The 26,329-nt window shown below is 60.2% G+C and carries 25 protein-coding genes and 1 pseudogene; 5 read left to right on the top strand and 21 right to left on the bottom strand.

Annotated elements, in window-relative coordinates; genetic code table 11:
* Positions 1-14: 14 nt before the first annotated feature.
* Positions 15-758, bottom strand: coding sequence for a class I SAM-dependent methyltransferase (locus IVB29_RS36250; RefSeq protein WP_247508220.1), 744 nt, complete (start codon positions 756-758; stop codon positions 15-17).
* A 396-nt stretch (positions 759-1,154) separates the two neighbouring features.
* Between IVB29_RS36250 and IVB29_RS36245 the strand changes: the two genes are divergently transcribed.
* Positions 1,155-2,327: an acyltransferase gene (locus IVB29_RS36245; protein ID WP_256466936.1), complete on the top strand. Its 1,173-nt coding sequence runs from the start codon at positions 1,155-1,157 to the stop codon at positions 2,325-2,327.
* Positions 2,328-2,339: 12 nt separating this feature from the next.
* Here IVB29_RS36245 and IVB29_RS36240 read toward each other — a convergent pair whose 3' ends face one another.
* From IVB29_RS36240 to IVB29_RS36225, 4 genes are all read right to left on the bottom strand, one after another.
* Positions 2,340-3,470: an acyltransferase gene (locus IVB29_RS36240; RefSeq protein ID WP_247508218.1), complete on the bottom strand. Its 1,131-nt coding sequence runs from the start codon at positions 3,468-3,470 to the stop codon at positions 2,340-2,342.
* A 70-nt stretch (positions 3,471-3,540) separates the two neighbouring features.
* A complete protein-coding gene (locus IVB29_RS36235) occupies positions 3,541-4,887 on the bottom strand; it encodes a hypothetical protein (protein ID WP_247508217.1) in 1,347 nt (448 codons plus the stop codon).
* A gap of 955 nt (positions 4,888-5,842) precedes the next feature.
* Positions 5,843-6,073 carry a hypothetical protein gene (locus IVB29_RS36230; RefSeq protein ID WP_247508216.1) on the bottom strand — a complete coding sequence of 77 codons (231 nt, stop codon included), beginning with the start codon at positions 6,071-6,073 and terminating at the stop codon, positions 5,843-5,845.
* A 78-nt stretch (positions 6,074-6,151) separates the two neighbouring features.
* Positions 6,152-7,048: a hypothetical protein gene (locus IVB29_RS36225; protein ID WP_247508215.1), complete on the bottom strand. Its 897-nt coding sequence runs from the start codon at positions 7,046-7,048 to the stop codon at positions 6,152-6,154.
* A 393-nt stretch (positions 7,049-7,441) separates the two neighbouring features.
* On the opposite strand from IVB29_RS36225, the gene IVB29_RS36220 reads away from it, so the two are divergent.
* A complete protein-coding gene (locus IVB29_RS36220) occupies positions 7,442-7,699 on the top strand; it encodes a hypothetical protein (RefSeq protein ID WP_247508214.1) in 258 nt (85 codons plus the stop codon).
* 36 nt (positions 7,700-7,735) lie between these two features.
* Here the strand turns inward: IVB29_RS36220 and IVB29_RS36215 are convergent, their stop codons facing one another.
* Both IVB29_RS36215 and IVB29_RS36210 read right to left on the bottom strand, forming a co-directional pair.
* Positions 7,736-7,993, bottom strand: coding sequence for a hypothetical protein (locus tag IVB29_RS36215; RefSeq protein WP_247508213.1), 258 nt, complete (start codon positions 7,991-7,993; stop codon positions 7,736-7,738).
* A gap of 120 nt (positions 7,994-8,113) precedes the next feature.
* The gene (locus IVB29_RS36210) at positions 8,114-11,110 is read right to left on the bottom strand and encodes a hypothetical protein (RefSeq protein ID WP_247508212.1); all 2,997 of its coding nucleotides are present in this window, start codon (positions 11,108-11,110) and stop codon (positions 8,114-8,116) included.
* 658 nt (positions 11,111-11,768) lie between these two features.
* Between IVB29_RS36210 and IVB29_RS36205 the strand changes: the two genes are divergently transcribed.
* On the top strand, positions 11,769-12,185 hold the full coding sequence (locus tag IVB29_RS36205) for an Ig-like domain-containing protein (protein WP_247508211.1): 417 nt from the start codon (positions 11,769-11,771) through the stop codon (positions 12,183-12,185).
* Between the two features lie 138 nt (positions 12,186-12,323).
* Here the strand turns inward: IVB29_RS36205 and IVB29_RS36200 are convergent, their stop codons facing one another.
* The 12 genes and pseudogenes from IVB29_RS36200 to IVB29_RS36145 form a co-directional block, all read right to left on the bottom strand.
* Positions 12,324-12,662, bottom strand: a complete 339-nt coding sequence (locus tag IVB29_RS36200; RefSeq protein WP_247508210.1) for a hypothetical protein — start codon at positions 12,660-12,662, stop codon at positions 12,324-12,326.
* Positions 12,659-12,994 (bottom strand): annotated as a pseudogene (locus IVB29_RS36195) (single-stranded DNA-binding protein); the annotation flags it as partial. The pseudogene IVB29_RS36195 and the gene IVB29_RS36200, both read right to left, overlap by 4 nt.
* A 3-nt stretch (positions 12,995-12,997) precedes the next feature.
* Positions 12,998-13,339, bottom strand: a complete 342-nt coding sequence (locus IVB29_RS36190) for a hypothetical protein (protein WP_247508209.1) — start codon at positions 13,337-13,339, stop codon at positions 12,998-13,000.
* Positions 13,340-13,463: 124 nt separating this feature from the next.
* Positions 13,464-14,192: a class I SAM-dependent methyltransferase gene (locus tag IVB29_RS36185; protein WP_247508208.1), complete on the bottom strand. Its 729-nt coding sequence runs from the start codon at positions 14,190-14,192 to the stop codon at positions 13,464-13,466.
* Positions 14,193-15,319: 1,127 nt separating this feature from the next.
* Positions 15,320-15,913, bottom strand: a complete 594-nt coding sequence (locus tag IVB29_RS36180; protein WP_247508375.1) for an ERF family protein — start codon at positions 15,911-15,913, stop codon at positions 15,320-15,322.
* Positions 15,914-16,135: 222 nt separating this feature from the next.
* Entirely contained in the window at positions 16,136-16,486 is a 351-nt protein-coding gene (locus IVB29_RS36175) for a hypothetical protein (protein ID WP_247508207.1), read from the bottom strand.
* Positions 16,483-17,649: an ERF family protein gene (locus tag IVB29_RS36170; protein ID WP_247508206.1), complete on the bottom strand. Its 1,167-nt coding sequence runs from the start codon at positions 17,647-17,649 to the stop codon at positions 16,483-16,485. Before IVB29_RS36170 ends, IVB29_RS36175 begins: the two co-directional genes overlap by 4 nt.
* Positions 17,633-18,451, bottom strand: coding sequence for a YqaJ viral recombinase family protein (locus tag IVB29_RS36165; protein ID WP_247508374.1), 819 nt, complete (start codon positions 18,449-18,451; stop codon positions 17,633-17,635). The genes IVB29_RS36170 and IVB29_RS36165 overlap by 17 nt, the downstream gene beginning before the upstream one ends.
* A 238-nt stretch (positions 18,452-18,689) precedes the next feature.
* Complete coding sequence (locus IVB29_RS36160) at positions 18,690-19,241, bottom strand: DUF5681 domain-containing protein (RefSeq protein WP_247508205.1); 552 nt, start codon at positions 19,239-19,241, stop codon at positions 18,690-18,692.
* Positions 19,228-19,869: a DUF5681 domain-containing protein gene (locus IVB29_RS36155; RefSeq protein WP_247508204.1), complete on the bottom strand. Its 642-nt coding sequence runs from the start codon at positions 19,867-19,869 to the stop codon at positions 19,228-19,230. Before IVB29_RS36155 ends, IVB29_RS36160 begins: the two co-directional genes overlap by 14 nt.
* Complete coding sequence (locus IVB29_RS36150; protein WP_247508203.1) at positions 19,866-21,146, bottom strand: site-specific DNA-methyltransferase; 1,281 nt, start codon at positions 21,144-21,146, stop codon at positions 19,866-19,868. The genes IVB29_RS36155 and IVB29_RS36150 overlap by 4 nt, the downstream gene beginning before the upstream one ends.
* Positions 21,147-21,617: 471 nt before the next feature.
* The gene (locus IVB29_RS36145; RefSeq protein ID WP_247508202.1) at positions 21,618-21,773 is read right to left on the bottom strand and encodes a hypothetical protein; all 156 of its coding nucleotides are present in this window, start codon (positions 21,771-21,773) and stop codon (positions 21,618-21,620) included.
* A gap of 460 nt (positions 21,774-22,233) precedes the next feature.
* Here IVB29_RS36145 and IVB29_RS36140 point away from each other — a divergent pair, with 460 nt between their 5' ends.
* Positions 22,234-23,118: an aldose 1-epimerase family protein gene (locus tag IVB29_RS36140; protein ID WP_247508201.1), complete on the top strand. Its 885-nt coding sequence runs from the start codon at positions 22,234-22,236 to the stop codon at positions 23,116-23,118.
* 12 nt (positions 23,119-23,130) lie between these two features.
* Here the strand turns inward: IVB29_RS36140 and IVB29_RS36135 are convergent, their stop codons facing one another.
* Both IVB29_RS36135 and IVB29_RS36130 read right to left on the bottom strand, forming a co-directional pair.
* Positions 23,131-23,979: an MBL fold metallo-hydrolase gene (locus tag IVB29_RS36135; protein WP_247508200.1), complete on the bottom strand. Its 849-nt coding sequence runs from the start codon at positions 23,977-23,979 to the stop codon at positions 23,131-23,133.
* Positions 23,980-24,069: 90 nt separating this feature from the next.
* Positions 24,070-25,227 (bottom strand): acyltransferase, encoded by a 1,158-nt coding sequence (locus IVB29_RS36130; RefSeq protein ID WP_247508199.1) that lies wholly within the window; start codon positions 25,225-25,227, stop codon positions 24,070-24,072.
* Positions 25,228-25,492: 265 nt separating this feature from the next.
* Here IVB29_RS36130 and IVB29_RS36125 point away from each other — a divergent pair, with 265 nt between their 5' ends.
* Positions 25,493-26,308, top strand: a complete 816-nt coding sequence (locus IVB29_RS36125; protein ID WP_247508198.1) for a response regulator transcription factor — start codon at positions 25,493-25,495, stop codon at positions 26,306-26,308.
* Positions 26,309-26,329 lie beyond the last annotated feature (21 nt).

Here is a 26,329-nt window from a genome sequence, read left to right as displayed (position 1 = left end):
TGAAATCAAAGCCTTCATGATAACTTCTTCGCCATGAAATGGTAGGTCAGGACATCGCCCTGATAGTGTTCGGTGACGACGACATCGCTCATGCCGTTCTTCCTGTACAGCCTTAGAATCCCCACCGGATCATACTCCGACATGCGCATCGAGAGCGTCGACCACGGCTTGCCGCGGAGCACGTTGAGCGTCGCCCTGATCCAGGGAAGTTCGTGCCGGACATAGTAGCGGACCTTGGCCGGGAGGCTTATCTCCGGCCGCTTGACGCTGGCCTGGAGGACGGCGACGCCGCCAGTCGACACGCGCGCCAGCAGACGATCGATGATCGGCAATCCACGCTCGGGCACGACGTGTTGCAGAACGATGTAGCTTAGTACCAGGTCGAATGTGCCGGTCACGTGGGAAAGCTCGTCATCGGAGATCAGGAAGGTCGCGTTCGAGATGTCAAATTTCTTACAGTTTTCTGTCGCTTCCGCAATCATGTCGGTCGAGATATCGAGTCCCACGACGTCGTTGAAGCGGCGCGCCAGCGGAATCGTCATGCGGCCGACGCCGGAGCCGAATTCGAGTGCGCGCCCGGTCGGTACTGGGCCAAAATAGCGAATGGTGCGGTCAAGCAGGACGTCGACCATCTTCTCGCCGGTCGCGAAGAATTCGTCGCGATGATCCCTGATCTGGTTACGGCTGAAGCGATCCTCTGAATAGACACCGTAATAGGGATCTTCCTTGCCCCATTGTTGCCATTGCCTATCACTCATAATAATTCCTTCCATCCTGAATTATTCGTCTCGTGACTGTCGGCGCGGTTGCGGTAGCAAAGGCTTAGGGCAACACGGTGTCGGCATATTGGATCAGATGTCGCAGCTCCCGGTGGTCCGATACGCCCCATCTTTGCTAGCCACGCTGGACGACCGCAAGTTGCAAGTTGCGTGACGCTTAATGCCCGCGCCCGGTTTCATCACGCGATCGCGCCGGAAGTAAGGTTAAGGACGGTCGGCAACCGAGTCGGTCAATTTCTGTGCAGGGGGTGTGCGCAATAAGAGGTAGGAACGTCTACCTGGGATCAAATATAGTCAGGACGATGAGCCTGGTGCTGATGGCGCAGAAAGCGCGTCAGTACCAATATTTCTGCGGCATTTGAGCGGACGGGATGTATGGAGATCGACAGGTACCGGACCATCGACGGGCTTCGAGGAATTGCCGCGATGGCAGTCATTGTTCAGCACTGCCTCGAATTCAGTCCCCTCAACAATCCCAGTGCCACGATTGCGTCGCCGATCGCCTATCTATTCGTCAACGACTTCAATTTCGGCCGCTTCGGCGTCATCCTGTTCTTCTTCATCAGCGGCTTCCTGATTCCGAGCAGCATTGCCAATCAGCCGAAACCTCTGGTGAGTTTCGCGATCGGCCGATTGTTCCGGCTGTACCCGCTTTACTGGTTCTCGGTCGTTCTCGCCATCGCGGTGATGGCGGTGCTGGGAATGAAGCTGCCGAGTCTCGCGATGGTGCTCGCCAACACCACCATGTTCCAGCTGCTGCTCGGGTTCGAGAACATCCTCTACCCCTACTGGACACTGTTGATCGAGCATTTCTTCTATATTCTCTGCGCCCTGCTGTTCGTGGTAGGAGCGCTGCATAGCGCCCTGCGTATGCAGTATGTCGCGGCGCTCGCGGCTGGAGGAATCATCCTTTTGAGCTGCGTGCTGATCGCCCTGCCGGCGATCAAATATGCAAAGCCTGCCGCGGATTTGATGTATACCGCCTCATTCTTGTTCGCGATGATCGTCGGCCACAACATTCGTATGGCGCAGGGAAGCGATCAGCGCCAGGCGCGTGTCCTCATCGCGGCCGCCTTCGTCGTCGTGTTTGCGTTCATCTTCGTCGCCCGGGTCAGGGTCGGCGGCTACAGCCTCCTGCTGTCACCGGCGTCGGTTTTCTTCTCGACGGTAGGTGCCCTTGCCGTGTTCCTGCTCGCGCTCCGTTGGCGCGCCTTCACCTCGGCGGCCTTCGTGTATCTCGGTCGGGTGAGCTACGGCCTCTATCTCTTCCACGGCATCGCGCTCTGGGTCGCGATGGCACTGATCGGGAAGTCGGGCGGGACTCTCCATTTCGCGCTGCTGATCCTGCTTGTGTTCGGGCTGGCGCTTGCGACGTCGGCGCTGACCTTCAACCTGGTCGAAGAACCCTTCATTGCGCTTGGCAAGCTGATCCGCCGGCGGGTCGTGCGGAACGCCGGACACAAGGCACCGGTCGCTGCGCTGTTCCCGAGCCCGGCCGAGGTGACGCAGGAAGACGCGTTACAACCGTTCAGCAAGGAAGCGACCTGAGCGCGCCCGTGATCAGCGCGTCGATTCGACCGGCGCTGGCCGGATTCGGGGCGCCGTCACCTTTCTGAGGAAATCGATGACGGGAAGCTCGGCATAGCGATGGAATAGCGCCGCTGCCGTGATGGCGAGCCCCGCGCACAGCAGTACCAAGGGCCAGCAGAGGATCTGAGGGACCGTTATCCGGCCGAGTGCGACCTTTATCAAGATGAAGACGAAGGGGTGTAGCAGGTATAGCGCATAGGAGGAGTCGCCGAGGCCAGCGAGCGCCCGTGACCATCTCGACTTAAATTCGAGCGGGCCGAGTACGGCAGCCGCGATGATCAGGACGGCGCCTGCGCCCCAAATCGCTACCCGCGGCCAGGTATAAAATCCGGGACCTGACAGGTCGGCAAACCACGAGACCGGTACCAGCCACAGCGACAATGCAGCTACGACCATCGCGAGGCGGACCACCGACGGGAGGACAGCGCCGCGCAGGAACAGAAGGGCGATGATTGCTCCCAGCGCGAACTCCAGCGTGATCGGCTGAAACCAGAAATGGAGCGCAATGTTCTCCAGTGGGAACGCGGTGGCGATCAGGATGCCGCCGAGCAGAACGGAGGCGACGGCGAACACCGCCTGTTCCCGCCGCAGCACGACAAACAGCGCGAACAAGACGTAGAAGAACATTTCGTAGTTGAGCGTCCAGCCCAGATCGAGGATCGGGAATGGATATTTGGGCCCGAAGCCCATCGCGTCGTAGGGGATGAATAAATACGAAGCGATGATGGCGGTCGCGTCGGGAAAGGCCTTTACACCGACCAAGGCCCCGGCGGACAGCACCAGAACGCGCAAGGTCAATGCCGTCCAGTAGAGCGGCACGATGCGGATCAGTCGGCGGCGCATGAATTCCCAACGGCTGCCCGGCGCGCCAAACAGCTTGCTCGACGCGAAAACGATGACAAATCCGGAAATGACGAAGAACAGGTCGACGCCGGCGCCCCACGGGAGGTGTCTCAGAGGCGTGAAGGCCAGCGAGTTGGTCGTTGCATAATTAAGAACCAGCTCTTGAGCGTGCAGCAGAACGATCATGGTTGCGGCGATGGCTCGCAGCCCCTGGACTGCGAGGAGCCGCTCGCTCTTATTGCCTGACTTCCGATCCATATCAGTTGCCGCAGTTCCACAACGATTTACTCACGAAATTCGAAGCCCCAATATGATGAACATATAGATTTCAACGCCCGGAGAATTGAGAGTCGACGGAACGAGTTTTTCGAAAGCCCAAGTGTAGCGGAACGGTCCTGGTCCGGCGTTGCTCGACGTCATATTTGTAATACTGAATCCACGCGGCAGCGATGATCATGGGTACGGCAAAGACATAGGCCTGATTGATGCTCACTTCCTCGAACATCATCGACGTCGCGGCAAACAAGAATGTGATCACATAAAAGGGTGAAACGATTTGGCGTCGGCGCCACAGATATATTCCGGAAATCGCGAAGGCGATCGGAACAAACAGGCTGCATTGGTAGGCGAACGACAGAAAGCCATTGTGGATGGAGAAGAGATGGCTGCTCGTCTTCTGCATCATCGTGACGACGCGCTCCTCGATGCCGATGCCGAACGGATTTTCGAGCGCGATTTGGATGCCCGCCAGATTCGACGTCAGTCGTTCGGAGACGTTGTTGTCGGTGTTGCTGTCTTCCAGGAAGCGGGATTGGAGCGTCTCATAGAACGTATCGAGGTTGGGAATGTCCGCATAGGACAGAATGAGCGTGCCGGCTACGGCTACGGCGACGGCGCTCTTCACGTACAGCGAGTAGTTGCCGAGCCGGGCGTAGCAGAAGATCAGCCCGATCGTCGGTGCAATCAGGCCGGCGCGGTTCAGGGTGACGGCGAAGCTGGCAATGAGGCACACATAGGCGGCGATGTAGATCATAGGGCGGCGCCACTTCAGTGTGAGATACAGGGCCGGAGCGAGTGCCAGCGCATAAACGTGGCCTGCTTCGTTTCCGTGAACCCACATGCCGCCAAACTTCACCGTCCCGAGCAGGGAGGCTCTCTCGGGAAGATCCTCAGGGCGTACACCCAGGCCGATGCTTGGCAGGGACGAATTGCCCCCGGCCTGCAAGAACAACACGATCAGCGATGGAACCAACCCAAGAAGCGTGCCGATCGAAAAATAAATGAGGACGTTCTCGTTCTCCGAAGCGATGAATGCAAAATAGAAGGAAAACACCGCGCTCAGAAAAAAAATCAAGGTGTAATAGGTGTCGCCGGCCGCTACGGCGGTCTTCAGCACGAGCGCCATCAACACGACCGTACAGAGGATGAAGAAGTATGCCACTCCATACCGCGCGGTTGCCGTCAGCCCCACCGTGATGAAGAGACATGGCAGCAGCAGGAACAGAAGAGCGTCGGTGACCCGCAGGAACGGAAGGCCGAAGTTCGAGGTCATGATGTTGAATTGCAAAAAGAACCCGAGGCAAGCCGCCACCATCGGCGCCAGCGCACGGTTGAAATCGAGGCTGATCGCCTCACGGCGAAATGTCGGCTGGGTCGGCTCGAGCGTCAAAGGCATTTAAATCACCGCGCAGAGCATCGGGTATCGCGTGTATCGGGCAGCGCCACAAATCCGTTGTCGAGTTGCCATTCTAGCACGCCGATTGCGCGTGCCGATCCTGCACAGCAAGTGTGCCCTATACAAGTTGATGAATAGCAATCTGGTAGGGAAATTCAATACATTATTAAGATGGATCAAGTGGTTGGGAAGATGACCTTAACGCGTGCGCGCACGATTTGCGGCGCCGGCGTGACGATGTTCCGTTGGCGATGAGATGACGCCTCGGATTTGAGCATCCCTGCCTCCTTCGATTGCTGCCAAGGTCGAAATCCCAAGTTCCCTCGGGCGGCTCGACGCATGGCCGCGTGCAACATGCGGACATCGATTGAGACGATGTCTTGTGATTGTCGGGGCTCGCGAGGTATCCTTAATGTCGGCTTGTCATTCACTCGCGGCACGTTGATGCCAACTCGGTCACACACCCCATGGGATTGCACCCTCTCGTTCGAAACGGTCTTGCGACGTCGATCGCTCTCGCGTTCGCGTTTCTGCCGCAATCCGCGTCCGCGAGAGGAATCTGCCTCCTGCATCCGCAGCCTTTCAAGCTGCAATCCGACACGATCCGCTGGTCGATCAGGATCAAGCCCAGCGACGAATGCATTCAGGGATTGCGCTGGTCGACGCTCATGATCGACAATATTTCCATCGTCGAACCTCCGAAATCGGGACGGCTCGTAATTCAGGGACCCGCGTTCCGCTATTTCTCAAGCACGGATGGAGCGGGAACCGATTCGTTCAAGATCGAGATCACCGGAACATCGCTTCATGTGAACGGCTCTTCGTCCATAGAGGTCGAAGTCACGTCACAGTGAATGTCAGCAACGACGCAATGTTTATCGATCTCCTTGTGGTCCTGATTGCAGCCAAGGCCTACATTTCCATCGACGCAACATCCTGCGGGACCAGGTCTTGATCAGCGCGGAACGTTGGTCCGGTTGCTGTTCAGATTGGGATTGGCGGAAACCGCCGGCGGCACGCCCTGTCCGATTGGGTTGCTGAACGGGTTGTTACTCGGCTGCGTGGCCACTGGCGTGCGCGATTGGGTGGTGGTCTGTGACCTGTTCGTCTTCTGCGTACCCTGCGCCAGCGCCGGCGCGGCACATGCGAGAACTGTCGCAACGATCACCAGGGATTTGATACGCATCGGTTCCTCCTCGCACATGTTTCCAACAGGCCAACGCCTCAGCATGAGGTAGGTTCGGCACCGCCGGTTGGAAAGAGCCTAGGGCTTCTTGCAGTCGGTATAAAACGTGCCGCTGGTGGCCACGATCCGCTCGATGCATTGGCGCGGGTCGGTGACGTCGCCGTTGACGCTGAAATAATAGGACTGCGCCTTCAGGATCAACGCATAGCGGCCCGGCGGCAGCTCCAGCGCGGGATCCTCGCTGTGCAGCTCGTACATCTCGGGATTGTCGGGGACCGGCGAGGCCCGGAACGGGTAGGACGCATTGCGGATCACCCAGGCGTCGTCGGTCGCCGGCTTCTTCCCGCTGGCCTCGGCCGAGAATTCACGGGCGATTTTCGCGACAATGCGCACCTCGGCACGTTCGAGGATGTTGGTCACGGCGTCGCGGCGGAACACGATGAATTTCGGATGACCGTTGGGCAGGCCGGCCTGGTCGGGCACCCTGAACGCGGCCGAGACCGCGACCCTGATGTCCGGCGCCCGGCCGGGCAGCAATTGCAGTTCGGCGAGCGATTTGTCCTCGACGACAGCATAGACACCGTAATCGGTCGGCCGCAGCGGGTTCGGCTTCGGCGGCGCTGCGGGCGGCGGCGCGATGGCTGCGACCGGAGGTGGCGCAGCGGCAATCTGTCGCTGCTGGATTTGGCCCTGCAGATAGCTCGCTAGCGCCGCCAGCCGGTGCCGTTGCTGGACCGCGAGCACCGCGAGACCGACAACGATCAAAAGCGCGGCGCTCCGCCTGATGACCGACCAAAGCGGATGATGGGCCTTGGCCGGGCTCCGGTCGATCTCGATCCGCGGGCGGGGCCGGCCGTAGCTCCCGAACCACGACCTGACGCGGCGGAGCAGCCTGGTCAGGAGCGGGGAGCGCGGGTGGAGCTTCCGGAGCCGGCGGCGGCAGGCTGATTTGCTGCTGCGAAAATTCTTCGACACCGCGGATGGCGGCCTCCAGCGCCTGCGTCGACCGCTTCATCTCCTTGACGTCGGCGTGGGTGAACTGCTCCTGGAGCTTGTAGCGAGCGAGATCGTAGACGACCTGCCGCAGGTGCTCGGGATGGCTCTTCACCGTATCGAGCATGCGCGAGATCACCAGCGCGAACTGGATTTCGGCGGAAGCCGGCTCCGCCTCGTCCTCGTCAGTTGGTCGCAGGTCTCTCGAGCTCATCGTCGTCCAGGTTCGCTCCCGTCGCGCAGGGAGAAGCCGAGGCTGTCGATCTCCTTGATCTGTAACGATGGCCGGGAGATCATAGAATGGCAGCTTGCCGACCCCTTTCAAAGAGGGATATCGGACGCTGTCGGCTCTGCCACATGCGAGAAGGAGGAACAATGGTTTTCAGATGCAAGGCCGGCGCCATCGCAGTCGGATTGATGTGCCTCGCCGGGGCCGCAATCCCCGGGCGCGCATCGGCCATCACGGCCGAATTGGCCCGAACCTGCAAGGCGCTCACCACCAAGCAATTCCCGCTTCGCGAGCCCGGCAATCCCGCTGCTGGGAGCGCCAAGGGATCCGGGCGCGATCAGACCGCCTATTTCAACAAATGCGTGACCAACAACGGCAAAGTGGACGACGGCGGCAGCAAGTAGCTGCCTGTCGTCGGCCGCAGCCGGCCCCGCTCCGGCCTATTGCTGCTTCGGAGGGGCAACAGGTTCCGGCACATCGCCGTCCTTGGCCATGCAATCCCTGAAATAGGACTGGCGATCCCCGCTCATCTTGACCGCGCCGGGCCGCTGGTAGGGGTAGGCGATATAGGAAAAATGCATGCACTTCCTGGCGACCTCGGCGCTTGGAGCCGCCAGTGCGCCCGTCCGCACAGCCACATCGACCATCATGAGCAGCGCGAGAGCGCCGCAGACCATCACCTTCCGCAAATCCATCATCCCGTCGTGTCAAGAAAAAGCCGGCCGTCATATGCGGCTATTCTAGCAGGCTGGATTCCGGCAGGCGAGAGCCGCGGTCGTGCGCGACCGCGGCTCTCGGCTCGTTTTGGAAGGCTCAGCTCACACCACCAAATCATGATGGGCGAAGAACTGGAAGTCCGCGCTGGTCAGGGCCGTCGGCGCCACGTTCTTGACCAAGATCGAATCATGAGCATCGAGCGTGATCAGCGTGTCCCTGCCGACCTGCTGCATGGCGAGATGGCTGAAATCGCTGACCAAGGAATGGTCGATCATGATGGTGTCGTGGTTCGCGGCATTGCCGGCATGGAAGCCGACGATGGTATCGTTGCCCGAGTTCGGCCTGAAGATGAAGCTGTCGCCGCCGACGCTCGCGGCGGTGAGCGTGTCCGCGACGGCCGTCGTCGAGGTGAGCGAGGCGCCAGACACATAGGCCTGTTGGGCATGCGATCCGTCGGTGTTGGTGAGGTCAGACGTCACCAACGTGCCGGCCGAATTGTATATGAAATGGTCGGCGACGTAGCTCTTGCCGGTGATACTCCAGTCGTATCCGTCCTTGCTCTTGTCGGCGTGGACGACGGTTTCCTTGACGAGGACGCCCGATGCGAACGTCTTGCTGTCACTGAAATCGGCAGAGCCGGCGGCGTATTTGATGATGTCGCTGGTCAGTGCACCATTTGTGTATGTCTTGACATCCGACGAGCCGTTAGTGTGGACGACGGTATCCGAAGTCAGGACGCCGGCTGCATCGTAGGTATCGGTCGTCTTGGTGCCGTCCGAGCCGAGGTTATAGGCATAGTCGGACGAGCCGTCGGCGTGGCTGCGAACGGTCGAGGTCAGGACGCCCGCCGAATTGTAGACGTCGTGCTCGGCGACGTAGCTCTTGTTTTGCACGTTGGATAGATAGACGTCTTTCGACTTGTCCGCGTGCACGATGCTGTCCGAGGTCAGGACACCAGCGGAATAGACCTTGAGCTCGCTCAGATCTGCGGCACCGCGGGCGAAGGTGATGGATTCGCGGGTCTCCACGCCGTTGGCATAGGTCTTCGTGTCAGACGATCCGTCCGCGTAGATGACGTTGTCGGAGACCAGATGACCGGTGCTGTCATACTGGTCGGTCGTCTTGCTGCCGTCGGCGCCCAGATTGTACGTGTAGGCGAGGGAGCCGTCCGTATGCGTGCGCACCGAGGACACCAGGACCCTTGCCGAATTGTAGAAGTCGTGTCCCGAGACGTAGTCCTTGTTCTGGATTCCGTAGAGATAGACGTCTTCGCTGTTGTCTGCGTGGACGATATCGTCACGGGTCAGCACGCCGGCGGTGTAGATCTTGGTTTCAAATCCCACCGGAAACTTGACGGTCTCGCTGGTCAGGATGCCGTTGGTGTAGTTCTTGGAGTCCGATATGATCGTGCCGGATGCATATTTCGTTGTGTCGTTGACGATTATTCCGTTGGTGTAGGATCTAGCCTCCGACGATCCGTCCGCGTTCAGGATGGTGTCCGACGTGATGATGCCGGCCGCGTTGTAGGTGTCGGTGGTCTTGGTCCCGTCGCTCGCGAGATTGTAGCTATAGGCGAAGGTCCCGTCGGCGTGGGTACGGACCTGCGCGGTCAGCGTTCCGTTCGCATCGAAAGTATCGTGTTCGCTGACGTAGCTCTGGTTCTTGACGTTGTAGATGAAGACGTCCTTGGAATTGTCGGCGTGGACGACCGTCTCCCGCGTCAGCACGCCGGCCGTGTAGGATTTGGTGTCGGACAGGTCGGTCGAGCCGGCGGCGAAAGTGGTGGTCTCGGCCGCCAGAACACCGGCAACATAGGTCTGGCTGGTATTCGAGCCAAGGGACGCCGTCGTGGCAGCCCGTACGATGGGCGTGACCTCGATCACCAGCGGGTGATCAGAGATAGAGACCTGAATGCTGCTGACGTTGGCATAGGTCGCAATCGGGCTGGTACCCAGCATGGGATCGTAGACCTTCACGAGAGCTTCGGTCTGGCCGAATGTCACCGTCACCGGCGACGACGTTGCCTGCACTTCGCTATGCGTGTTCTGATTCCACAGCACCGGCTCGGCCCACAGCACGAGGTCCACGCTGCCGTTGCTCTTGGCGAACACCATGTCATGCGACGTGGTCGGCGTGCCGGACAGTGCATAGGTCAGACTGCCCGATGCGCTGCTCGCGGACTGCCCCTTGTCCTGAAGGATCTCGGTCAGGTTGTGGATCGCGGTTGCCGAGATCTTTGGCGTGCCGTCGGCGTGGAACAGGCCGAAATCGCTCTCTGGATTGTTGGCGCCCAGATTTGGCTCGTCCAGAAGCTCGTATAGGTAGGTCTGCGAGACACCCTTCTGATATGCATCCATCAGCGTGTTGAGGGTGTATTTCGCCTGAACCGCTTCGTCGACGCCATTGTACCAGTAGCCCGACAGGGTCGTGTAGCCGGCTTCGGTGATGACGGTCGGCTTTCCGGGTGCGCTGATCTGGGCAAACGAGAGCAGATAGTCGAGACCGCTGGAAATGTTGGTCGTCGACATGACATAGGCGTGATCGTTCGCGTAGTCGGTGGAGTTCGCGAGATTGCCGAGCTGGGTGAACTGGGTGGTGTCGGTGGACCCGATCGAGACGTTGTAGACCGAGAGGTCCTTGAGCAGTGCGTCAGAGTTCACGGCGGTGAAGATCTGCTTCTGGACCTCTGCGGCCGATGCGATCGAAGTGACGCCGTTGTATGTCACCTTCCAGATATTGACTTCGTTCGGTCCCTCGATCGCCTTGATGCTGCCAGGATACCGGCTGGCCAGGCTGTCGAGGTCGGAGATGAACTTGGAGACGTCCACCGTGCCGTCCTTGGAGAGTGTCGCCTCGAGATCGAACTTGTAGCCCTCCGCGGCCAGCGTGTTGAAGCTGCTCGTGGCGAGCGTCGTGGTGTAGAGCTGGTCGCGGATATTGTGGATGCCGAGATAGTTCAGCGAAGCCGACACCTCGTTGATGTTGGCGTATGGCGAGCTGTTGAAGGCGAGATGCGTGTTGACGCCGATCGAGTCAATGAACGCTGATGTGGAAGTCGCAGTCTTGGTGACAAACTGCAGAGTTGATTGAGAAGACATGACGCCCCAATGGAATGCTTGTTGTTGGAAACAATCATTCACGCGGCGCTTTAAGGTCAGGTTCTTGATTGACTAAAATTGCGATCAGCGATTTTGGCAGATGGTGAGTTCCTGTTCAGGAACTACGTGTTGCGCGAGGCGTCGCGAAGATATTGCGGTTCGCGGGTGCTTCGGCGTGCATGCGATGAAGCCGTAGAAATGCGGGGATTGGAAATGCGAGTCGATCCGAAATGACACGCCATTGCCTTCGCAACAGGCAAAGCCCTACGTGTTGCTGACGTTTTCTGAACATCGAAGCGTGCGGCTGCGCGTATCGCGCGATTTCTCGACCGGCTTTGGTGTCACCGCGCCGAGTTAGGCCGGCGCACTTTTTCTTCACGAAATGATCACCACGCTTCCGGGATATCAAGACTGTTCGCAGCCCGGTGACGAGGAGACGTGCGGCGGCGGTGCGGATGCCGCCCGGTAGTCCTGCGGGGCGCGATCGGCTCTCGGCGTTCATCGTTTCCCAGGTGGAGCTTGGCCACGACGTGGAGCCTGAAATACGTCTCGTTAGCTCGCGCTTAACCAATGCATATGGCGGACTGCGGTCCCTTACCAAGCTTTCAATCTCGTTCATCTAACCTCGAAGCGAACACACGGTTTGGGGACCCGCATCATGTCACGACCTTCGACTTACGCTTCCATTTTTGCCGCGCTCGCCATTCTCGCATCGGCGTCCGCCGCCAACGCCACGCCGAACTGCCTGCGCGACATCAAGCCCTACAAGCTCGCCGGCGACACCATGGAATGGTCGATGACGATCACGCCGGGCGCGGACTGCATCCAGGGCCTGCGCTGGTCGACGATGCAGATCTACAGTGTCTCAGTTGCAGACAAGCCGAAGAGCGGTGAGCTGGTTCTGGTCGGGCCCGGCTTTCGCTATTACGCCAAGCCCGATTTTAATGGCACAGACACCTTCACCCTGCTGGTCGTAGGCAAGAACCGCCACGATGTTGGTACCTCGAGCCTCCGGGTTACGATCTCGCGGCCAGAGACGCCGCTCGTCGTCAGCGTCGTCGATCATCCCGAATAGGGGTGGGCGTCGAGCGGAACGACGGAATTCAAGTTTGTTGACCGCCGTTCCGAAGGGAGCCGATGACTACTCCTGGGTGGACATGTCAACGGCTCCGCTCTTTTGGTCGGCCCTCTCGGGAAACCGGCGATGCGCCCGCTAGTCGATGCGCTTGATCTTGTATCCGTCGATCGCTGTCGGCTTGCCGGACTCTAGAGGCTGTGAGCGCTGTGACCCACCGAACATCAGGCGAGAGGCTTTTTCCTTGACGCTGCTGACCAAAAACAAAACGAGAAGCAAAAGCCCAAGTGCTCCGACGGAGGCAATCAGCTGCGCGAGGAAGAGAGCAGCACCGGGGCCGAAAATCGACTCGCGCGGCTCTTTACCATCGGGCCGTTGATCGTCTTGGAGAACGTGAGTTTCAGAGCGTCTGCTGGGCATGACGGACAACGGGTGATCAGGCCGTGCTGTTTCTTTCGATTTTGACGGGCTGTTCATCGCTGTTGGGCCTCCGTTGCGCGCTGCCGCTTGCTGTCCACTAAGGAGGCTTCGGCAATGACTTCGGCCGTGCTTGCCATCCAGAGGTCCCTTGCGGCGGGCAAGGGCGATATCTGCATGTTCGCCCACTACGCTCGTTCGTCGCCGTTCCGGTGCAAGGCCTGATGATGTGAGCGGCACAGGGGCATGGCAAATTCATCGCTTACCTTGCGGCCTAATGTTCTGGGTTGGGCGAACTTCAGGTGATGCGCATCCGTCGGAGATTTCTTGCAGACGAGGCAGGGATGTTCGCGGACGAAGGTGAGATGCGCCTTGCTCCTCTTGCGCTGCGGCCATCAGGCCTGCGTATTGACGGTAGGGATGGTTTTTGGCGCATCATGCTCGGTCGCCGAAGTGTCGAGCGCTCTTAGGCTCACTTCGACGAGGCGCCCGACGAGTGCTCGAAAAGCTTCGTGTTCTCTGGCGGTATCCTGGGATTGGAGACGTAAAGACAATCCGTTTCCGAGCTGCAAATCGATGAACATCAACAGGCCATCGTCCTGGACGTTGATGCGAGCCGGGGTCGCGGCAAAAAGCGAGCTATGCTCTTCGGGAGGCCTTCCGCTATTCCGAGAGAGGCGCGCTTTATGGTCCAACAGCCGCCGGATTGGCTCGCCGAGTTCGTCAAAATCAGTCAAAAAATGGGCCCCCCGCCCGAAGTTGAGCTTTCACTTAAGCAGTCCGTTGGCGCGTTCGGCAGGCACATAAACCGCGCATCTGGCTCCTTTCAAGCTACCGCTCGCGCCGTCAAGGCTGGCCTGCCTAGGGCTTCCGGGCCGATATTGTTGCGACGAAAACGACGCCGAAATGCTTCTGGATGTCCATCGAGATGTCCTTCATTCCGCAGTCATCGAACTCCCGCAGGAGATCGCGAAGGCTATAGGAGTGCATCTTCATTGGAGGTTCAATTTTGTCGCGCCCTTTGAGGAGCCGGACGAGGCGGTATTTGTGGTATTGAAATTCCTTTCTCAGCGGTTGCTCAACCTCGACAGAGAAGTCCAGCACTGCGCCGCCGCCGCTGTTCACTCGATTGAGCAAGGAGCGCAGCATCCTCATCCCATGCTGCACGGGGATATGTTGGAGCGCTATCTTGCTAAGCACGAAATCGAAGGTCCCGGAGACCTTAGAAAGATCATCGTCGGATTCATGGATGGAGACGTTGTTCCGCCCGAGCTCATCGATATTCTTGCGTGCCTCTCGCATCATTCCATGAGAGATGTCGACGCCAACCACTTCTTCAAATCTATGAGAGAGCGGGATCAGTAGTCTTCCTACACCGCATGCGAAATCGAGCGCGCGGCCGAACTTGAGCGGGCCGCCAAAACGACCGGCCTGCGTGATAGCGAGTTCAACGTCGCGTTCACCGCTGGCGAAGAACTCTTCCTTGTTATCTTTGAATCGATCTTTCCGAAATTGACTGTGAGTGACTACACCGAAGTATGGATCGCGCTCGCCCCATTCTTGCCAGTCGGCATCGGTTGTTCGGATCAAAATTACCCCCTGAAAGGTGCGTGCTGAACAATGCTTTGATAATAACCGTGAGTAGAGCGCGCACTTTCTTGCACATAGGTGCTCGCCGTCAAGTCAATGAAAACCTTTTGGTAAACCTCGCGCTCTTTGAGATTGGCTAAGAGGTGCCTACCTACCATTGCAATGCGGAAAGGCAGAAACGGAATCGATGCTTCCTGTCCACTCCCTTCAATGCAGCGATCGGTAAGAGACCCGCTTTAATTGTGTGCACGCTGACGTCTGCCGTCGCTCAGGACGACGCTTTAGACGCAGCGTTCAAATAGGCGACGACGAGCCCAGGTAGACGTCCCAGAAGTCGGTCTGCCTCAGGAGATCAACCATACGACGACGCGCCAACTGATCCAGCCTATGGCGACGATCCACGCGATCATTGACACGCCGACCCGCCATGGCGGCATAACTTAAACTAAATGGCCTCCGGCAAACCCGGGGCGGTTCGAAACTGCCGAAAGCCACGCTCACTACGCGTAAGCCGCGGGGAACATGTCCTAAATCCGTTCGATCCGTGTCCATAAATTGAGTCCACCCTGGTTTATGCCTACAATATTCGCCGAATTCCCTGTTATTTCGAACCTCGCCTTGGATGTGCTACTGACGAGAATGAAAACATGTCTCGCGATTATCGCAATCATGCTTTTAGCGCCCGCCTTAGCTGCTCAGCCGGCAACTCCCGAGCCGGCCACGCCCGAACTCTCAGCCCGCGACCAGATCAAGGCGGCCCGCGCCAAGGAAGCCGAAGATACGAAAAGCGGTCCTACCGCGCGAGCCTGGGATCGCGACGGCGATGGCAAGCGGCCGTGGGACACAACAGCGAAGCCGAGCAGCAGCGCAAAGCCTTGAGAGGTACTTCTGCCGACGAGGCATGAAGGCGATTGTGGTGATGCAGTACGCCACTGCCCTCTCACTGCATGCCGGTCAGTTGAGAGGACTTCTCGTCCAGGGCCGCGGCTGTCGGGTGGATCGGGCTTTTCGCCCATAACTGTCTTGCGACCGGCAGTGGCGAGATCTGCAAATCGGCCCACCAAGCCTTCTCGTTGCCATGGTGGTGTAGCTGTTGGTGGTGCGGACGGTATAAAGGCACTGTGAACTCATCGCTTACTTTCCGACCGAGGGTTCTCGGCTGGGCGCTGCGCGCGGACGAAGGCTAAGTGCGTTTTGCTCCGCTTCCGGGCGGCCTCCTTGGGAAACACCAAACCGATCGGTTGATCCCGAGCCGATAGGCCTTTTTCGACACCCTGGGCTCCAACATCCGCCGGCCTGAGCCGGTCATTTGATCCGTGTGCCTGCACAGCTTGATCGGCGTCGGAATCGGCAGTTTCCTCAAATCTCTTTTGGTAAGCGGCTTCGAGGATGCGGGCGTCGGCCTCCAGGAGAGTATTCTTGAGGGGGAGGCTGGCTTTGGCCCACGCGAGGAGACCATCGTCGACTTGGGAATCCAGCTGGCCAAGAAGCACGTCCAATAGACTGGTAGATTGTTCTGGCGGTAGGACCGGAGGGCGGTTGAGACTGCTCTTGGATGGCTTCTCCTTTGGTTTTGAAGCGGTTTGTGGTTCGGTGGTGGCTGGTCCGGTGATCGCGTCGGGCGCATCCATATCGTCCTCGCCTGCGATTCCGACTAGGGCAAACAAGGCGTAGCGGCGAGCGTAGGTTAGCGCCGCACCCATCTGGTGCGGCGCTCCAATGTCCTTGCCCGAGCAGACTGGCAGATCGGAGGAGACCCATTCGCCCGAGGCATGGGCGCCGAAAATCGGCTTGTCATCGGATCGGTGGCCATCTCCGGAGGGTAGTTTGAGGGAGTTTGCTCGTCACGACAGACAGCAGTGTTTCGGACCGCACTGCATCTTTCGATTTGACGAGCTGTTCATTGTTGCTGGGCCTCTGTCCCCAACTCTTCACACCGGCTATTAGTCGATGCGCTTGATCGTGTAGCCGTTGATCACTTGCGATTTACCCGGCTCCAAACGCTGCAAGCCCTGCGGCTCGCCGTAAATCAGGCTGTGCGCTCTCTTTTTCACGACAACAGCGAAGAGCAAGACGAGAAGCACGAGCCCAAGCGCCGTAGCGGAGATTGTCAGCTGGGCGAGCAAAGGAGCGAAGCCGCTGCCGAAGACCGGCTCGCGACGTTTTTGTCGGTCGGATTGCCAGTCCTGTGGCGGAAGGTCGATTTCGGAGCGTTTGTTGTGCACCGCGGATAGCGGGCGATCTGCCCCAGCTTCCGGCCTGGGCGGGTCTTGCCGCTTCGAAGGACCGTTCATCGCGCCTGGGCCTCCTTGGCGAACTCGGATGAACTGGTGCGATCATGTGCGGGTACGCTGGCGATTGCTTGGGCGGGGCTTGCCGCACAAAGTTCGTGCGCGATGGGCAGGGGCGATAGCTGCATGTCGGCCCACCAAGCTCTCTCGTCACCGTGCATGTGCAGCGCCTGATGATGCGAGCGGCAGAGCGGCACTGTGAATTCGTCACTGACTTTGCGGCCCAGTGCTCTGGGTTGGACAAACTTCAGGTGGTGAGCGTCGGAGGGAGCTTTCTGGCAGATCAGACATGGCTGCTGGCGGACAAAGGCGAGATGCGCCTTACTCCGTTTCCGCGGTGGCTCTTTGGGGAAGGCGAGACGGCCTTCCAGGGTGTCCGAAGGAGCCGCGGGCTCGGCGGCTGGATCGCTCTTGACCTGCCGAGCGGTGGCCGCCGCCTCGGTGTTCGGCTGTTCCTCCGCGGCAGTTGAGGCGGGCAGGGTGGCCTGCCCTAGCTTTCGCTGGAAGGCAGCCTCGATCGCTCGAGCGTCGCCCTCAAGAAGGGTGTTCTTAAGCGGAAGGCTGGCCTTGGCCCAGGCAAGGAGGTCCTTGGCGCCTGCGAGCTGGCCCAGAAGCCGCTCCCGTAACGCCGCTGAATCTCGAGGCCCGAGCACGGGCGGCCGGTTCAAGACGCCCTTGGTGGGCATTGCTTTCGATCCTGGCGCTCCCTTGGGTTCGGTAGCAGCCGGAGGCCCGGTCACCACGTCGGGAGCATCCATGTCGTCCTCGCCGGCAATCCCGACTAGGGCGAACAGGGCGTAGCGGCGCGCATAGGTTAACGCTGCTCCCATCCGGTGCGGCGCCTCGATGTCGCTGCCGGAACAGACCGGCAGGTCGGACGAGACCCATTCCCCAGATGCGTGGGCGAGCAGGGTGGTAAGGTGGATGCGACCAGACAGCTGCTCCGTCCGGGTCGTCTGGATCGTCGCGATTTCCTGCTGGCTCAGCGTCTTGCGAACGATGTCCAGGCCCGCGGCGAGGGACGCATAGCGAAAGGTCCGGTCCTCCTCTCGCGGGAAGGGGGATCGCATGACCGCGGTCAGGGTCTTCTCGGGGTTCTTGAGCTCGGCCTGGGCTCGGGCAAGCGCAGCTGCGATGGCTCCGATGCGCTCACTGGACCGGTGCATGAGACCCCTCCACCGGTTGGGCCTCGAAGCTGACCGCACCCGATTTGGAACGCTTGGCCTTGATGCCGTGGCCTTTCGCCTCTTTCGCGTCCTCGGGCATCAGCTTCTTCAGGTCCGATTTGGCCGTCTCGTGCTCCCCGTGCGCCGTTCGGGTTCGGAGATAAGTCGCCGCAAGCTCTGCCCATTGATTGGACATCGACATGTCCACGATCTTGACCGCCTCCAGCCGCGGTCGTGGCGTCTCAATATTGAAAAGGACAGGGGGCTCACCGCGCTGAACGCAGCGCCAGAACTTCTTCTCGGCGGTGAGCAGGAGGTGCTGATAGAGGGGATCAGCATAGATCTGGATCTCGACCCATTTGCCGCCGCCGGTGATGATGGAGAGAACGGAGCTGCGCGCTGCGGTGACCCACATATTGTGCTGGAGCTGTGCCATGTGCTTGTCGGCTGCCGCTTCTTCCGTGAAGGACCAGGGCAGCATGAATTTGGCTTCGAACACCGCGCCGGTTTGTTCGACCATGCCATCGAGCGTCGCCGCCATCCATTTGTGGATGGGATGACGAACGCGCTTCTGGATGTCCTTGATGGTTTGGCCCGAAATCCGCTGATACCAGGCACGGTTCAGCACTTCGGTTACTGTGCCGAGCTGAACGATCAAATTGTCCGAGAGATCTTCCGGCTCGGCCTCGCCGCGCTTTTCATACCAGAGCCGCGTCAGGGCATCCTGATCGTCGCCCATGATGATGCGGGCATCCGATCCGCCGATGAAACGTCGACGGTCGTGCGGATTGAACCTGATAATTGGATTGTGCTGTGCCGCGGGCGTCGCGTCCGCTTCAGTTTGAACGGTACTCAACGATATCTCCTGCTCAAGGCTTGCGCGGCTTGGATGCCGCACTGCCTTAAGCCCCGCGTTCGCGAGGTCGAATATCGATGCCGTTGCGCCCGGCAGAATCAGTAACGCTCCGTTGCGCGCCGAATGCCAGTCCTATTTGGAGCAAGATTCTTGCTCTTTTGGGCGGATTTCCGCGCGGAAGTGCTCACGGAAACTCGGTCCACCAATCCGGCCACCGCACTTTCTTTGCTGTGCGTGTAGCCTCAACGACGATACGCTGCTGCTCCGGCGTGAAAGGTTCCAGGAGGCGCTCCAGTGCGGCTTCAACCACCCACAGCTCTAGCGCCATGCGGGCGGTCTCGCGATACGGGTCGAGCTTCGTAGCCATGTGCAGGATTTCGAGCCCGCTTGTGACGCTGCCGGGGGCAACGGAGACAATCACGATGTTCACCTGCTCGTCGGCTTGTTGTTCCCCTCGGACCTGCTTGATGAGCGCTAGGAGCACGCGTGAGGCCCCGGTATCGCCTTCGAGTCCGAGCTTCGCGAGCTTGAGGTACAAGAGTTCTGTTGCGGTGACTTGGCGCTCGACGCTACTTTCCAGGATCTTAAATGTCTGACCGAGCACCGATCCGTAAGGAGGCTGCTGCCGGCGCGCAGGCGGTCGACCGGCGGGATTGCCGCTCTGGCCTTTCTTGAAGCGTGTGCTAATCGGCGGTCGTCTATAGCCAACCGTGCTTTCACGCTCAATGTTGTCCATCAGTGTCTCCAAGATCTTCGGGAGATTTTGATGCAGCAGACATTAGAGCTTCCCAGTCATCGGTGCAGCGCTTGACCGTTTCCCAATCGTTCTGATTGAACCCCGCGCCATCCCGAATCCGGCCGAGCGCGCGTTGAACCGCCCATGGCTCGATAATAAGCGGGGTGCGCTCAAGACCCCAAGTTGCCCGATATCGGTCGACCCTTGCGATGCCGAGAATCATAAGAGCTTGGTCTGCATTGTCCGGATCCGGCGAGTACTCGTGCATGGGTTTCGTTTCAGGCGGCTTGGTTGGGCCGTGTTGCTTGTTCCAGGCCTTACGTTCCCTAATCCACTCCAACACCTGGCGAATGGCCTTGGCCTTGCCCGCAAGGGCGTCTTTGAACGTTCGGTGCTGGATGGCCTCTTCGATCGGCATTTCGCAGATCTTGCCGCGGATAGTCGTCGTAACGGTCTTGTTCAGCAAAATTTGGTCAGGGTCGGTTGCTTGTTTACCCGACCCGGACGGCCGACCCTTCTTATTGCCGCTCTTCCCCTTTCGAAATGAACCGGCGTTCGGCAATCTGCGGCGCTTTTGTGGGCTTTGGGCACCAACGTTGGTTTGGACGCCGCTTTGTCGATTGCTCACGAAGTTGCTCCCTCAAGACGCGGCTCCATGCCGGTTTGCGCCGACCAGCGCTCGACCGCCACGTCGACATATTTCGGATCGATCTCCACTCCCCGGAAGCGCCGTCCGGTGCGCTCAGACGCAAGCAATGATGTTCCGGAGCCTAGAAAGAGATCCAGGACGAGGTCACCATGTTTGGTGACATCCTTGATGGCATCCGCGACGAGCCCCACCGGCTTGACGGTCGGATGCAGTGCCAGGTCTTCTCGCCGGCTTCCTCGCATGGAATTGGCCGATGCATAGTCCCACACGTTGGTGCGGTTACGCCCGTGCTTGCCGAGCTCGATCATGTTGAGATGAGAAGCCGAACCCACCCGGTAGACGAAGATCAGCTCATGCTTGGACCGATAGAGCGATCCCATCCCGGCATTGGACTTGTTCCAGATGCAGAGGTTGAGGAGATCGCCATAGATGGCCGAGCCCACCGCGGTAACGTCGTCCATGTGCCGCCAGTCCATGCAGACGAAATGGACCGCGCCATCGCGCGAGCAATTCGCGGCCGCGCCGAGCGTGTCCCGGAGGAAGGTTCTGAATTGGGCTTCGCTCATTTCGCCCGAGGCCATGGCGAATTCTCCGTGGCGGCCGGTCGGGTTTGCGTTACCATCGATTCGGACATTGTAGGGAGGATCGAGGAAGGCGGCATCGATCAGAGCATTCTCGCCGACGATCTTGTGAAGGAAAGTCGCGTCACGGCAGTCTCCGCATCCGATCCGGTGGTCCCCGAGAATCCAGATGTCGCCGGGCTTGGTCGTGGGTGTAGCGGGGACCGGGGGAACGACCTCGTCGTCGGGATCCGCCGATTGGGCCAGGATGACGTCGATCTCCCCTGTTGAAAAGCCCGTGAGCGTTGCATCGATGTCGAGGTCAATTGAGGCAAGCTCGCCGAGCTCGGCTTGCAGGATTTCCACATCCCAGCCGGCGTTGAGCGCGATCTTGTTGTCGGCCAATCGCAACGCACGTTTCTGGGTGTCCGTGAGCCCAGACAGGACGATCGTCGGCACTTCGGCAATGCTCAGGGCTTTGGCTGCCTGGAGCCGGCCATGGCCTGCGATGATGTTGTCGTCGGGATCGATCAGGATCGGATTAGTAAACCCGAACGCGTTGATGGATGTCTTGAGCTGCTCGATCTGTCGTTTCGGATGAGTCCGCGCGTTGCGTGGATCAGGAACGAGTGCGTTCGGCGAGCGATAGACGATGGTGAGTTGCGAGGGTGCAACAAAGGAGGCTGATGTACTCATCGCATTACGGTGCGCGCGCACAGTTAAGAAAACTGAAACCGCAATCTCGATTTTCCGACGACGTGTCCCCTACCGGGTTGACATCGCCGCTGCGGCATCAGCCGTGCGTGAGCCTCAAGAGATCAGCCACGCGACTAGGCGCCAGCTGACCCAGCTTATGGCGACAATCCACGCGAGCATCGCCACGCCGACGAGACCAAAAAAGACGAGCGGGATGGCGAACTCGCCAACGCGACGCCGGTTAGCTTGGGTTGCCAATTGGTGGGTAGTTCTATCGAGCATCGTCCCTGCCTTGGGAGAGGGACGTAACCATTCACCGAGAGGATAGACAAACACCCCATGAAGTTAACCTCACCGATTACCCTTAAGGCCTGAGGTCTTACGACAGTCCACTCGTGTCGGGTTGCGCGCGATCGCGCCGGGTTTGGACCTAAGGCGACAGCCAACGCCCTTGCCGCCACTCCGCTTGTATCAGTGCAGATCAAGGGCTTCGATCGTTTGCGAGTGGTTCTTGGTCACGGTGATGTGAGATGTTGTCCAGATAATTACCTGTTCTAAGCCTGTTATCGGCATGAACAGGAAACTGCCGGCGGCCCCGTCTAACTGCGCCCAAGTCGCGGGAAACATGTCCCAATTCCGCGCGACCCGCGTCCATTAATTGAGCCAAAGCCTGTTTTGAGCCTACAATATTCGCCGAATTCCCTGTTATTTCGGACGTCCCGCTTTGGTTGTGCTACTGACGAGAATGAAAACATATCTCGCGATCATCGCGGTCCTGCTCTTGGCGCCCGCCTCAGCTGCGCAGCCGGCAGTTCCGGAACCGGCCACGCCTGAAGTCTCAGCCCGCGACCAGATCAAGGCTGCCCGCGCCAAGGAAGCCGAAGATACGAAAAGCGGTCCTACCGCGCGAGCCTGGGATCGCGACGGCGACGGCAAGCGGCCGTGGGAAACAACAGCGAAGCCCACCTCGAAGCCCTGAGCGAGAACCGTCGTCCGCGGTAAGGGACGTCCATAGTGCTGACAATGAGAGGCTTTTGGTCGCGTATTGCGCCAAGGCACATGTGCGGCAAGATCACGAGTTTGCAGTATGGCTGAGGATATTCACTGCATCCGTTTCGGCAGCCTCACCGCGACGATCAAGGCGCAAGGCGCCGAGTTGTGTTCGCTGAAGGACGGTGCCGGCACCGAATTCATCTGGCAAGCAGGTCCCGCCTGGGCGCGCCATGCGCCGCTGCTGTTTCCGATCGTCGGGCGCCTCGCCAATGACGAGATGCGCCACCAGGGCAAAACCTACCGGATGACCCAGCACGGCTTTGCGCGCGACAGCCGTTTTGCATGGGCGGAGCGTGGCGAGAGCAGCTGTGCCCTGGTGCTCGAGGATAGCGAGGCGACGCGCGCGCTTTATCCGTTCGCGTTCCGCCTGACAGCCACCTATACGATCGACGACGCTGGTCTCGATCTCACACTCACGGTCGTCAACACCGGAGGGGAGACATTGCCGGTGTCGCTCGGCGGCCATCCCGCTTTCAACTGGCCGCTTCAGGCCGGCGTGTCGAAGGAGAGCTACGCGCTGACGTTCACGAACGAGGAGCCGTCTCCGGTTCGCCGTGTCGAGGGCGGACTGCTGCTCGCGGCGACGGATCCGAGCCCTGTCCGAGGCACTGTGCTTCCTTTGTCGGAATCCCTGTTCACCAACGACGCCGTCATCATCGACCCCGTCAACAGCCATGCGGTCCGCTATGCAGCCGGGCCGGAGGCCGGACCGTGGCTCAAAATGTCATGGCGCGGCTTTCGCGAGCTCGGCGTCTGGTCAAAACCATCGGGCGCGCCGTTCCTCTGCATCGAGCCCTGGCGCGGCTATGCCAGCCCCAAAGACTTCGACGGTGAGTTCGGCGACAAGCCGGGCCTGATGCATATCGCGGCCGGCGCGGAGGAAGAGCTGTCGTACCGGATCGAGGTGGGATCATCCTGAGAGCGATGATCCTCAGACCTCGATCCGCGTGAGGTCCTCGCCGATCACGACGGGACCCGCATAGTCTTTCCTGACATCCGCCAATAGTGCGTTCAGCATGGTGTCGTCGGTGCGGGGACGGTGATGGGTCAGCGCGAGCTTCTTGACGCCGGCCTTGGCCGCGACCTTGCCGACGGTGTCGCCGCAGGCGATCGTATATTTCGCCAGCCTCCGGAAGTGGTCGTTGCTGATCTCCGGCGTCGCGAGAAAGCAAACCTGGACCAGCAGGTCGGCGCCCTCGGCCAGCCGCTCGAGACCGGGGCAGGGGACCGTGTCGCCGGAAATCGCGATGACCTTTCCCTCCGCCTCGAAGCGGAAGCCGAGACACATCCAGCGCGCGAGAAACGCCGGCGACATGTCGAGGCCGTCGCCATGCGAGACGAGCTCGGCGCTGATCTTCCAGCGCCCGGTGTCGAGAACGGGGCCGGGAATGATGTCGGTTGCGACGACCGGTTTCCAGCCGCCGAAGGCCGGCTCGCCCTGATCGCGCCAGGCGATGTCCTTGTCGTAGACCTGCGTAACCAGCGTGTTGACGAGCCGCTCGGTGTCGGGCGGACCGTAGATGCGCAGATCGTCCTTGCGCCCATGCATCCATGAATTCAGCATCACATCGTAGAGGTCGCCGATGTGGTCGAAATGGTGATGGGTGAGAAAGACGGTGTTGATGGCGCCGAGCGGCACGCCGGCCTTGCTGAGCTGCACCATGACGCCGCGGCCTGCGTCGAACAGGATGTTCTCCTCGCCGAGCCTGATCAGCGTGGTCGTCGCCATGCGGCGCGGGTCCGGGCGCGGGCCGCCGGTGCCGAGCAATATGACTTCCATCGCCTACTCCAGCGTGCAGATTTTCGGCACGTACAGTAGATTCGAAGGCGGCAGTGAGGCAAGCCGCGTCAGGCGGCCGGAGCAGCGCGCTCAGCGCATGCCGGTCGCGGTCGCCGCGATGGTCGGCCGGATGGTTGACCGGTCCGATCCCGCCGACGTCAGGCGATGCGCAAGATCCTGCGCGCGCCGCTCGATCAGGTGCCATGTCGCGCGCGCGACGAGATAGCTGAGTGCGGCGGTGACGACATAGGCAATCAGCAGCGAGACCAGTCCGTCCGCGAGCGGCCAGATCTGGCGCAGGCCAAAGATCACGGCGAAGTGCGACAAATACATCGAATAGGAATTGCGGCCGAGCGCCTCGACCGGCCGCAAGCGGATCGCGAGGCGGATGCAGCCGGCGACACAAGCGCCGAGCACGAGGTTGATCATCAAATAGTTGAACTCATGCGAGCCGGTCGCGCGATCGGCGACAAACGACAGTGCGATGAAGATTGCGAAGATCGCGGCGTCCGACTTGGCAAAGCCGTCGCGCAGCGAGAAGAACAGCGCGCATCCCACGAGGAAGACTGGAAGCTGGTTCAGGAAGCTGATGTGCAGCGCGTTCCAGACGAAAGCTTCGTTGCCCGCTCCGTAATAGGCCGAGAACAGTGCGAAGGCCGATGGCTTGAACAGGCAGACATTGACGAGATGCAGCGCGATCGCGAGCGCAAGATAGAGATGGCGGCGCGACCCGAACGCCGTGATCACGAACGGAAACACCAGATAGAAAGTCATCTCGGCCGCGATCGACCAGTCGCCCGGCACCACGCTGTTGACGCTGTCAGGCCAGAAGCCGTGCAGGAAGGTTGCGGTCAGGATCACCTGAAGCGGGCCGATGCCATCAGGTGCGTTGCTGCTCGGGCCGATGCCGTTGATGAAAAGGTAGAGCGGGATCGCGAGCCAGAATAATGGCGCGATACGCAGGAAGCGGCGGATGTAGAATTTGCGCGTCGGGTTTGTCTCGGTCCGCCGCGTCCACATCAGGCACATCGTCATGGCGCTGACGAAGTAGAACACGTTGACGCCGGTCCAGCCGCACATGAAGGCGAAGTCGACGGCGTGGATGTTCGACGGGAACGACTGTGAGACGTGGATCGCCATCACGCCGACGATGGCGAGACCGCGCAGGAAGTCGAGGCTGTGCGAACGGCTGAAGAGCGTCGCGCCGTCCTCGGTTCGACCGGCAGCCAACCGGGCCTGCCCCTGCATCACGCCTGCTCCGTGGTTTGCCATCTGCAAGCGAGGACCATAGAGGCGCGGCCGGCTTTTCCGAAGCTAAACACCTTCTTTACGTTAACCAGCGGTTGAACCCAGGTCCGGACAAGCGGATCCCGACGCGTTTCGGAGGCGGCGATGCGCTGGGTGAGAATTGTGGGGCAGTTCATACTTAATACTTCAATACCGTGACCAATATTGTTTGGGCTGCACAACACGCCTAGTATTCCAGCAGGCAATTCGGGGGCTCGAACCAGTCGTGAATGTTCGTTCACAGGACGGCGCCTTGCGCGACGACTTGAATTTTCAGGCCGGGCCGCAGGCACACAGGACATCCAACATCGTGACTGATTCCGCACGTCAGGAAGTGCGTCCCGCTGGCCGTGAGCGGCTGATCGTCGTCGAAGACGATCCGGTGACGCGGACCATGCTGGTCGGCTATTTCAGCGAGAACAATTTTGACGTGATCGGCGCCGGCTCCTGCGCGGAATGCCGCCAGGCGCTGCGGGCGCGGACCGATCTGGTTTTCCTCGACCTGCAGTTGCCCGACGGCGACGGCTTCGAGCTCGCCAAGGAGATCCAGGCGACCAGCAATGCCGGCATCATCTTCGTGACCCGCCGCGATACCGATGTCGATCGCATCCTCGGCCTCGAGATCGCCGGCGACCATTACGTCACCAAGCCGATCAACCTGCGCGACCTGCTCGCGCGCGCCCGCAGCGTGCTGCGGCGGCGCTCGATCGATCGCAAGGCGGCGCGCAACCACAATTCGATCGCCTTCGGCGACTGGATCATCGATCTGACCCGGCGCGAGCTGCTCGGCAGCGACGGCAAGCCGGTGGCGCTCACCCGCGCCGAATTCGACCTGCTCGCCGCGCTGGTCGGCGCCGACGGCAGGCCGCTCAGCCGCGACTATCTGATCGAGGTCGTCAGCAACCGTCAGGCCGAGGTCGATATCCGCACCGTCGATGCGCTGGTGGCGCGGCTGCGCCGCAAGCTCGTCGGCAGCGGCACGCCTGTGATCGCGACCGTCACCGGTGTCGGCTACAAGCTCGCGCTCAGCGAGCGGCTCTAGCTGCAGTTGGGGAGCCGCCGC

It is taken from the genome of Bradyrhizobium sp. 1 (genome assembly GCF_023073315.1).
In the GTDB taxonomy this organism is placed as follows: Bacteria; Pseudomonadota; Alphaproteobacteria; order Rhizobiales; family Xanthobacteraceae; genus Bradyrhizobium.
The sequence above is the reverse complement of the archived record's forward strand: the minus strand, read 5'-3'. Positions and strand labels throughout refer to the sequence as shown.

What these genes read in the sequence shown, in the direction of transcription:
- IVB29_RS36140 (WP_247508201.1), top strand. Translation starts at nt 22,234, where the DNA reads ATGGCTGAGGATATTCACTGCATCCGTTTCGGCAGCCTCACCGCGACG.
- IVB29_RS36230 (WP_247508216.1), bottom strand. Translation starts at nt 6,073, where the DNA reads ATGCGTATCAAATCCCTGGTGATCGTTGCGACAGTTCTCGCATGTGCC.
- IVB29_RS36240 (WP_247508218.1), bottom strand. Translation starts at nt 3,470, where the DNA reads ATGGATCGGAAGTCAGGCAATAAGAGCGAGCGGCTCCTCGCAGTCCAG.
- IVB29_RS36150 (WP_247508203.1), bottom strand. Translation starts at nt 21,146, where the DNA reads ATGAGTACATCAGCCTCCTTTGTTGCACCCTCGCAACTCACCATCGTC.
- IVB29_RS36215 (WP_247508213.1), bottom strand. Translation starts at nt 7,993, where the DNA reads ATGATGGATTTGCGGAAGGTGATGGTCTGCGGCGCTCTCGCGCTGCTC.
- IVB29_RS36210 (WP_247508212.1), bottom strand. Translation starts at nt 11,110, where the DNA reads ATGTCTTCTCAATCAACTCTGCAGTTTGTCACCAAGACTGCGACTTCC.
- IVB29_RS36235 (WP_247508217.1), bottom strand. Translation starts at nt 4,887, where the DNA reads ATGCCTTTGACGCTCGAGCCGACCCAGCCGACATTTCGCCGTGAGGCG.
- IVB29_RS36135 (WP_247508200.1), bottom strand. Translation starts at nt 23,979, where the DNA reads ATGGAAGTCATATTGCTCGGCACCGGCGGCCCGCGCCCGGACCCGCGC.
- IVB29_RS36200 (WP_247508210.1), bottom strand. Translation starts at nt 12,662, where the DNA reads ATGAACAGCCCGTCAAAATCGAAAGAAACAGCACGGCCTGATCACCCG.
- IVB29_RS36170 (WP_247508206.1), bottom strand. Translation starts at nt 17,649, where the DNA reads ATGCACCGGTCCAGTGAGCGCATCGGAGCCATCGCAGCTGCGCTTGCC.
- IVB29_RS36175 (WP_247508207.1), bottom strand. Translation starts at nt 16,486, where the DNA reads ATGAACGGTCCTTCGAAGCGGCAAGACCCGCCCAGGCCGGAAGCTGGG.
- IVB29_RS36145 (WP_247508202.1), bottom strand. Translation starts at nt 21,773, where the DNA reads ATGTTTCCCGCGACTTGGGCGCAGTTAGACGGGGCCGCCGGCAGTTTC.
- IVB29_RS36130 (WP_247508199.1), bottom strand. Translation starts at nt 25,227, where the DNA reads ATGCAGGGGCAGGCCCGGTTGGCTGCCGGTCGAACCGAGGACGGCGCG.
- IVB29_RS36160 (WP_247508205.1), bottom strand. Translation starts at nt 19,241, where the DNA reads ATGGACAACATTGAGCGTGAAAGCACGGTTGGCTATAGACGACCGCCG.
- IVB29_RS36250 (WP_247508220.1), bottom strand. Translation starts at nt 758, where the DNA reads ATGAGTGATAGGCAATGGCAACAATGGGGCAAGGAAGATCCCTATTAC.
- IVB29_RS36220 (WP_247508214.1), top strand. Translation starts at nt 7,442, where the DNA reads ATGGTTTTCAGATGCAAGGCCGGCGCCATCGCAGTCGGATTGATGTGC.
- IVB29_RS36205 (WP_247508211.1), top strand. Translation starts at nt 11,769, where the DNA reads ATGTCACGACCTTCGACTTACGCTTCCATTTTTGCCGCGCTCGCCATT.
- IVB29_RS36245 (WP_256466936.1), top strand. Translation starts at nt 1,155, where the DNA reads ATGGAGATCGACAGGTACCGGACCATCGACGGGCTTCGAGGAATTGCC.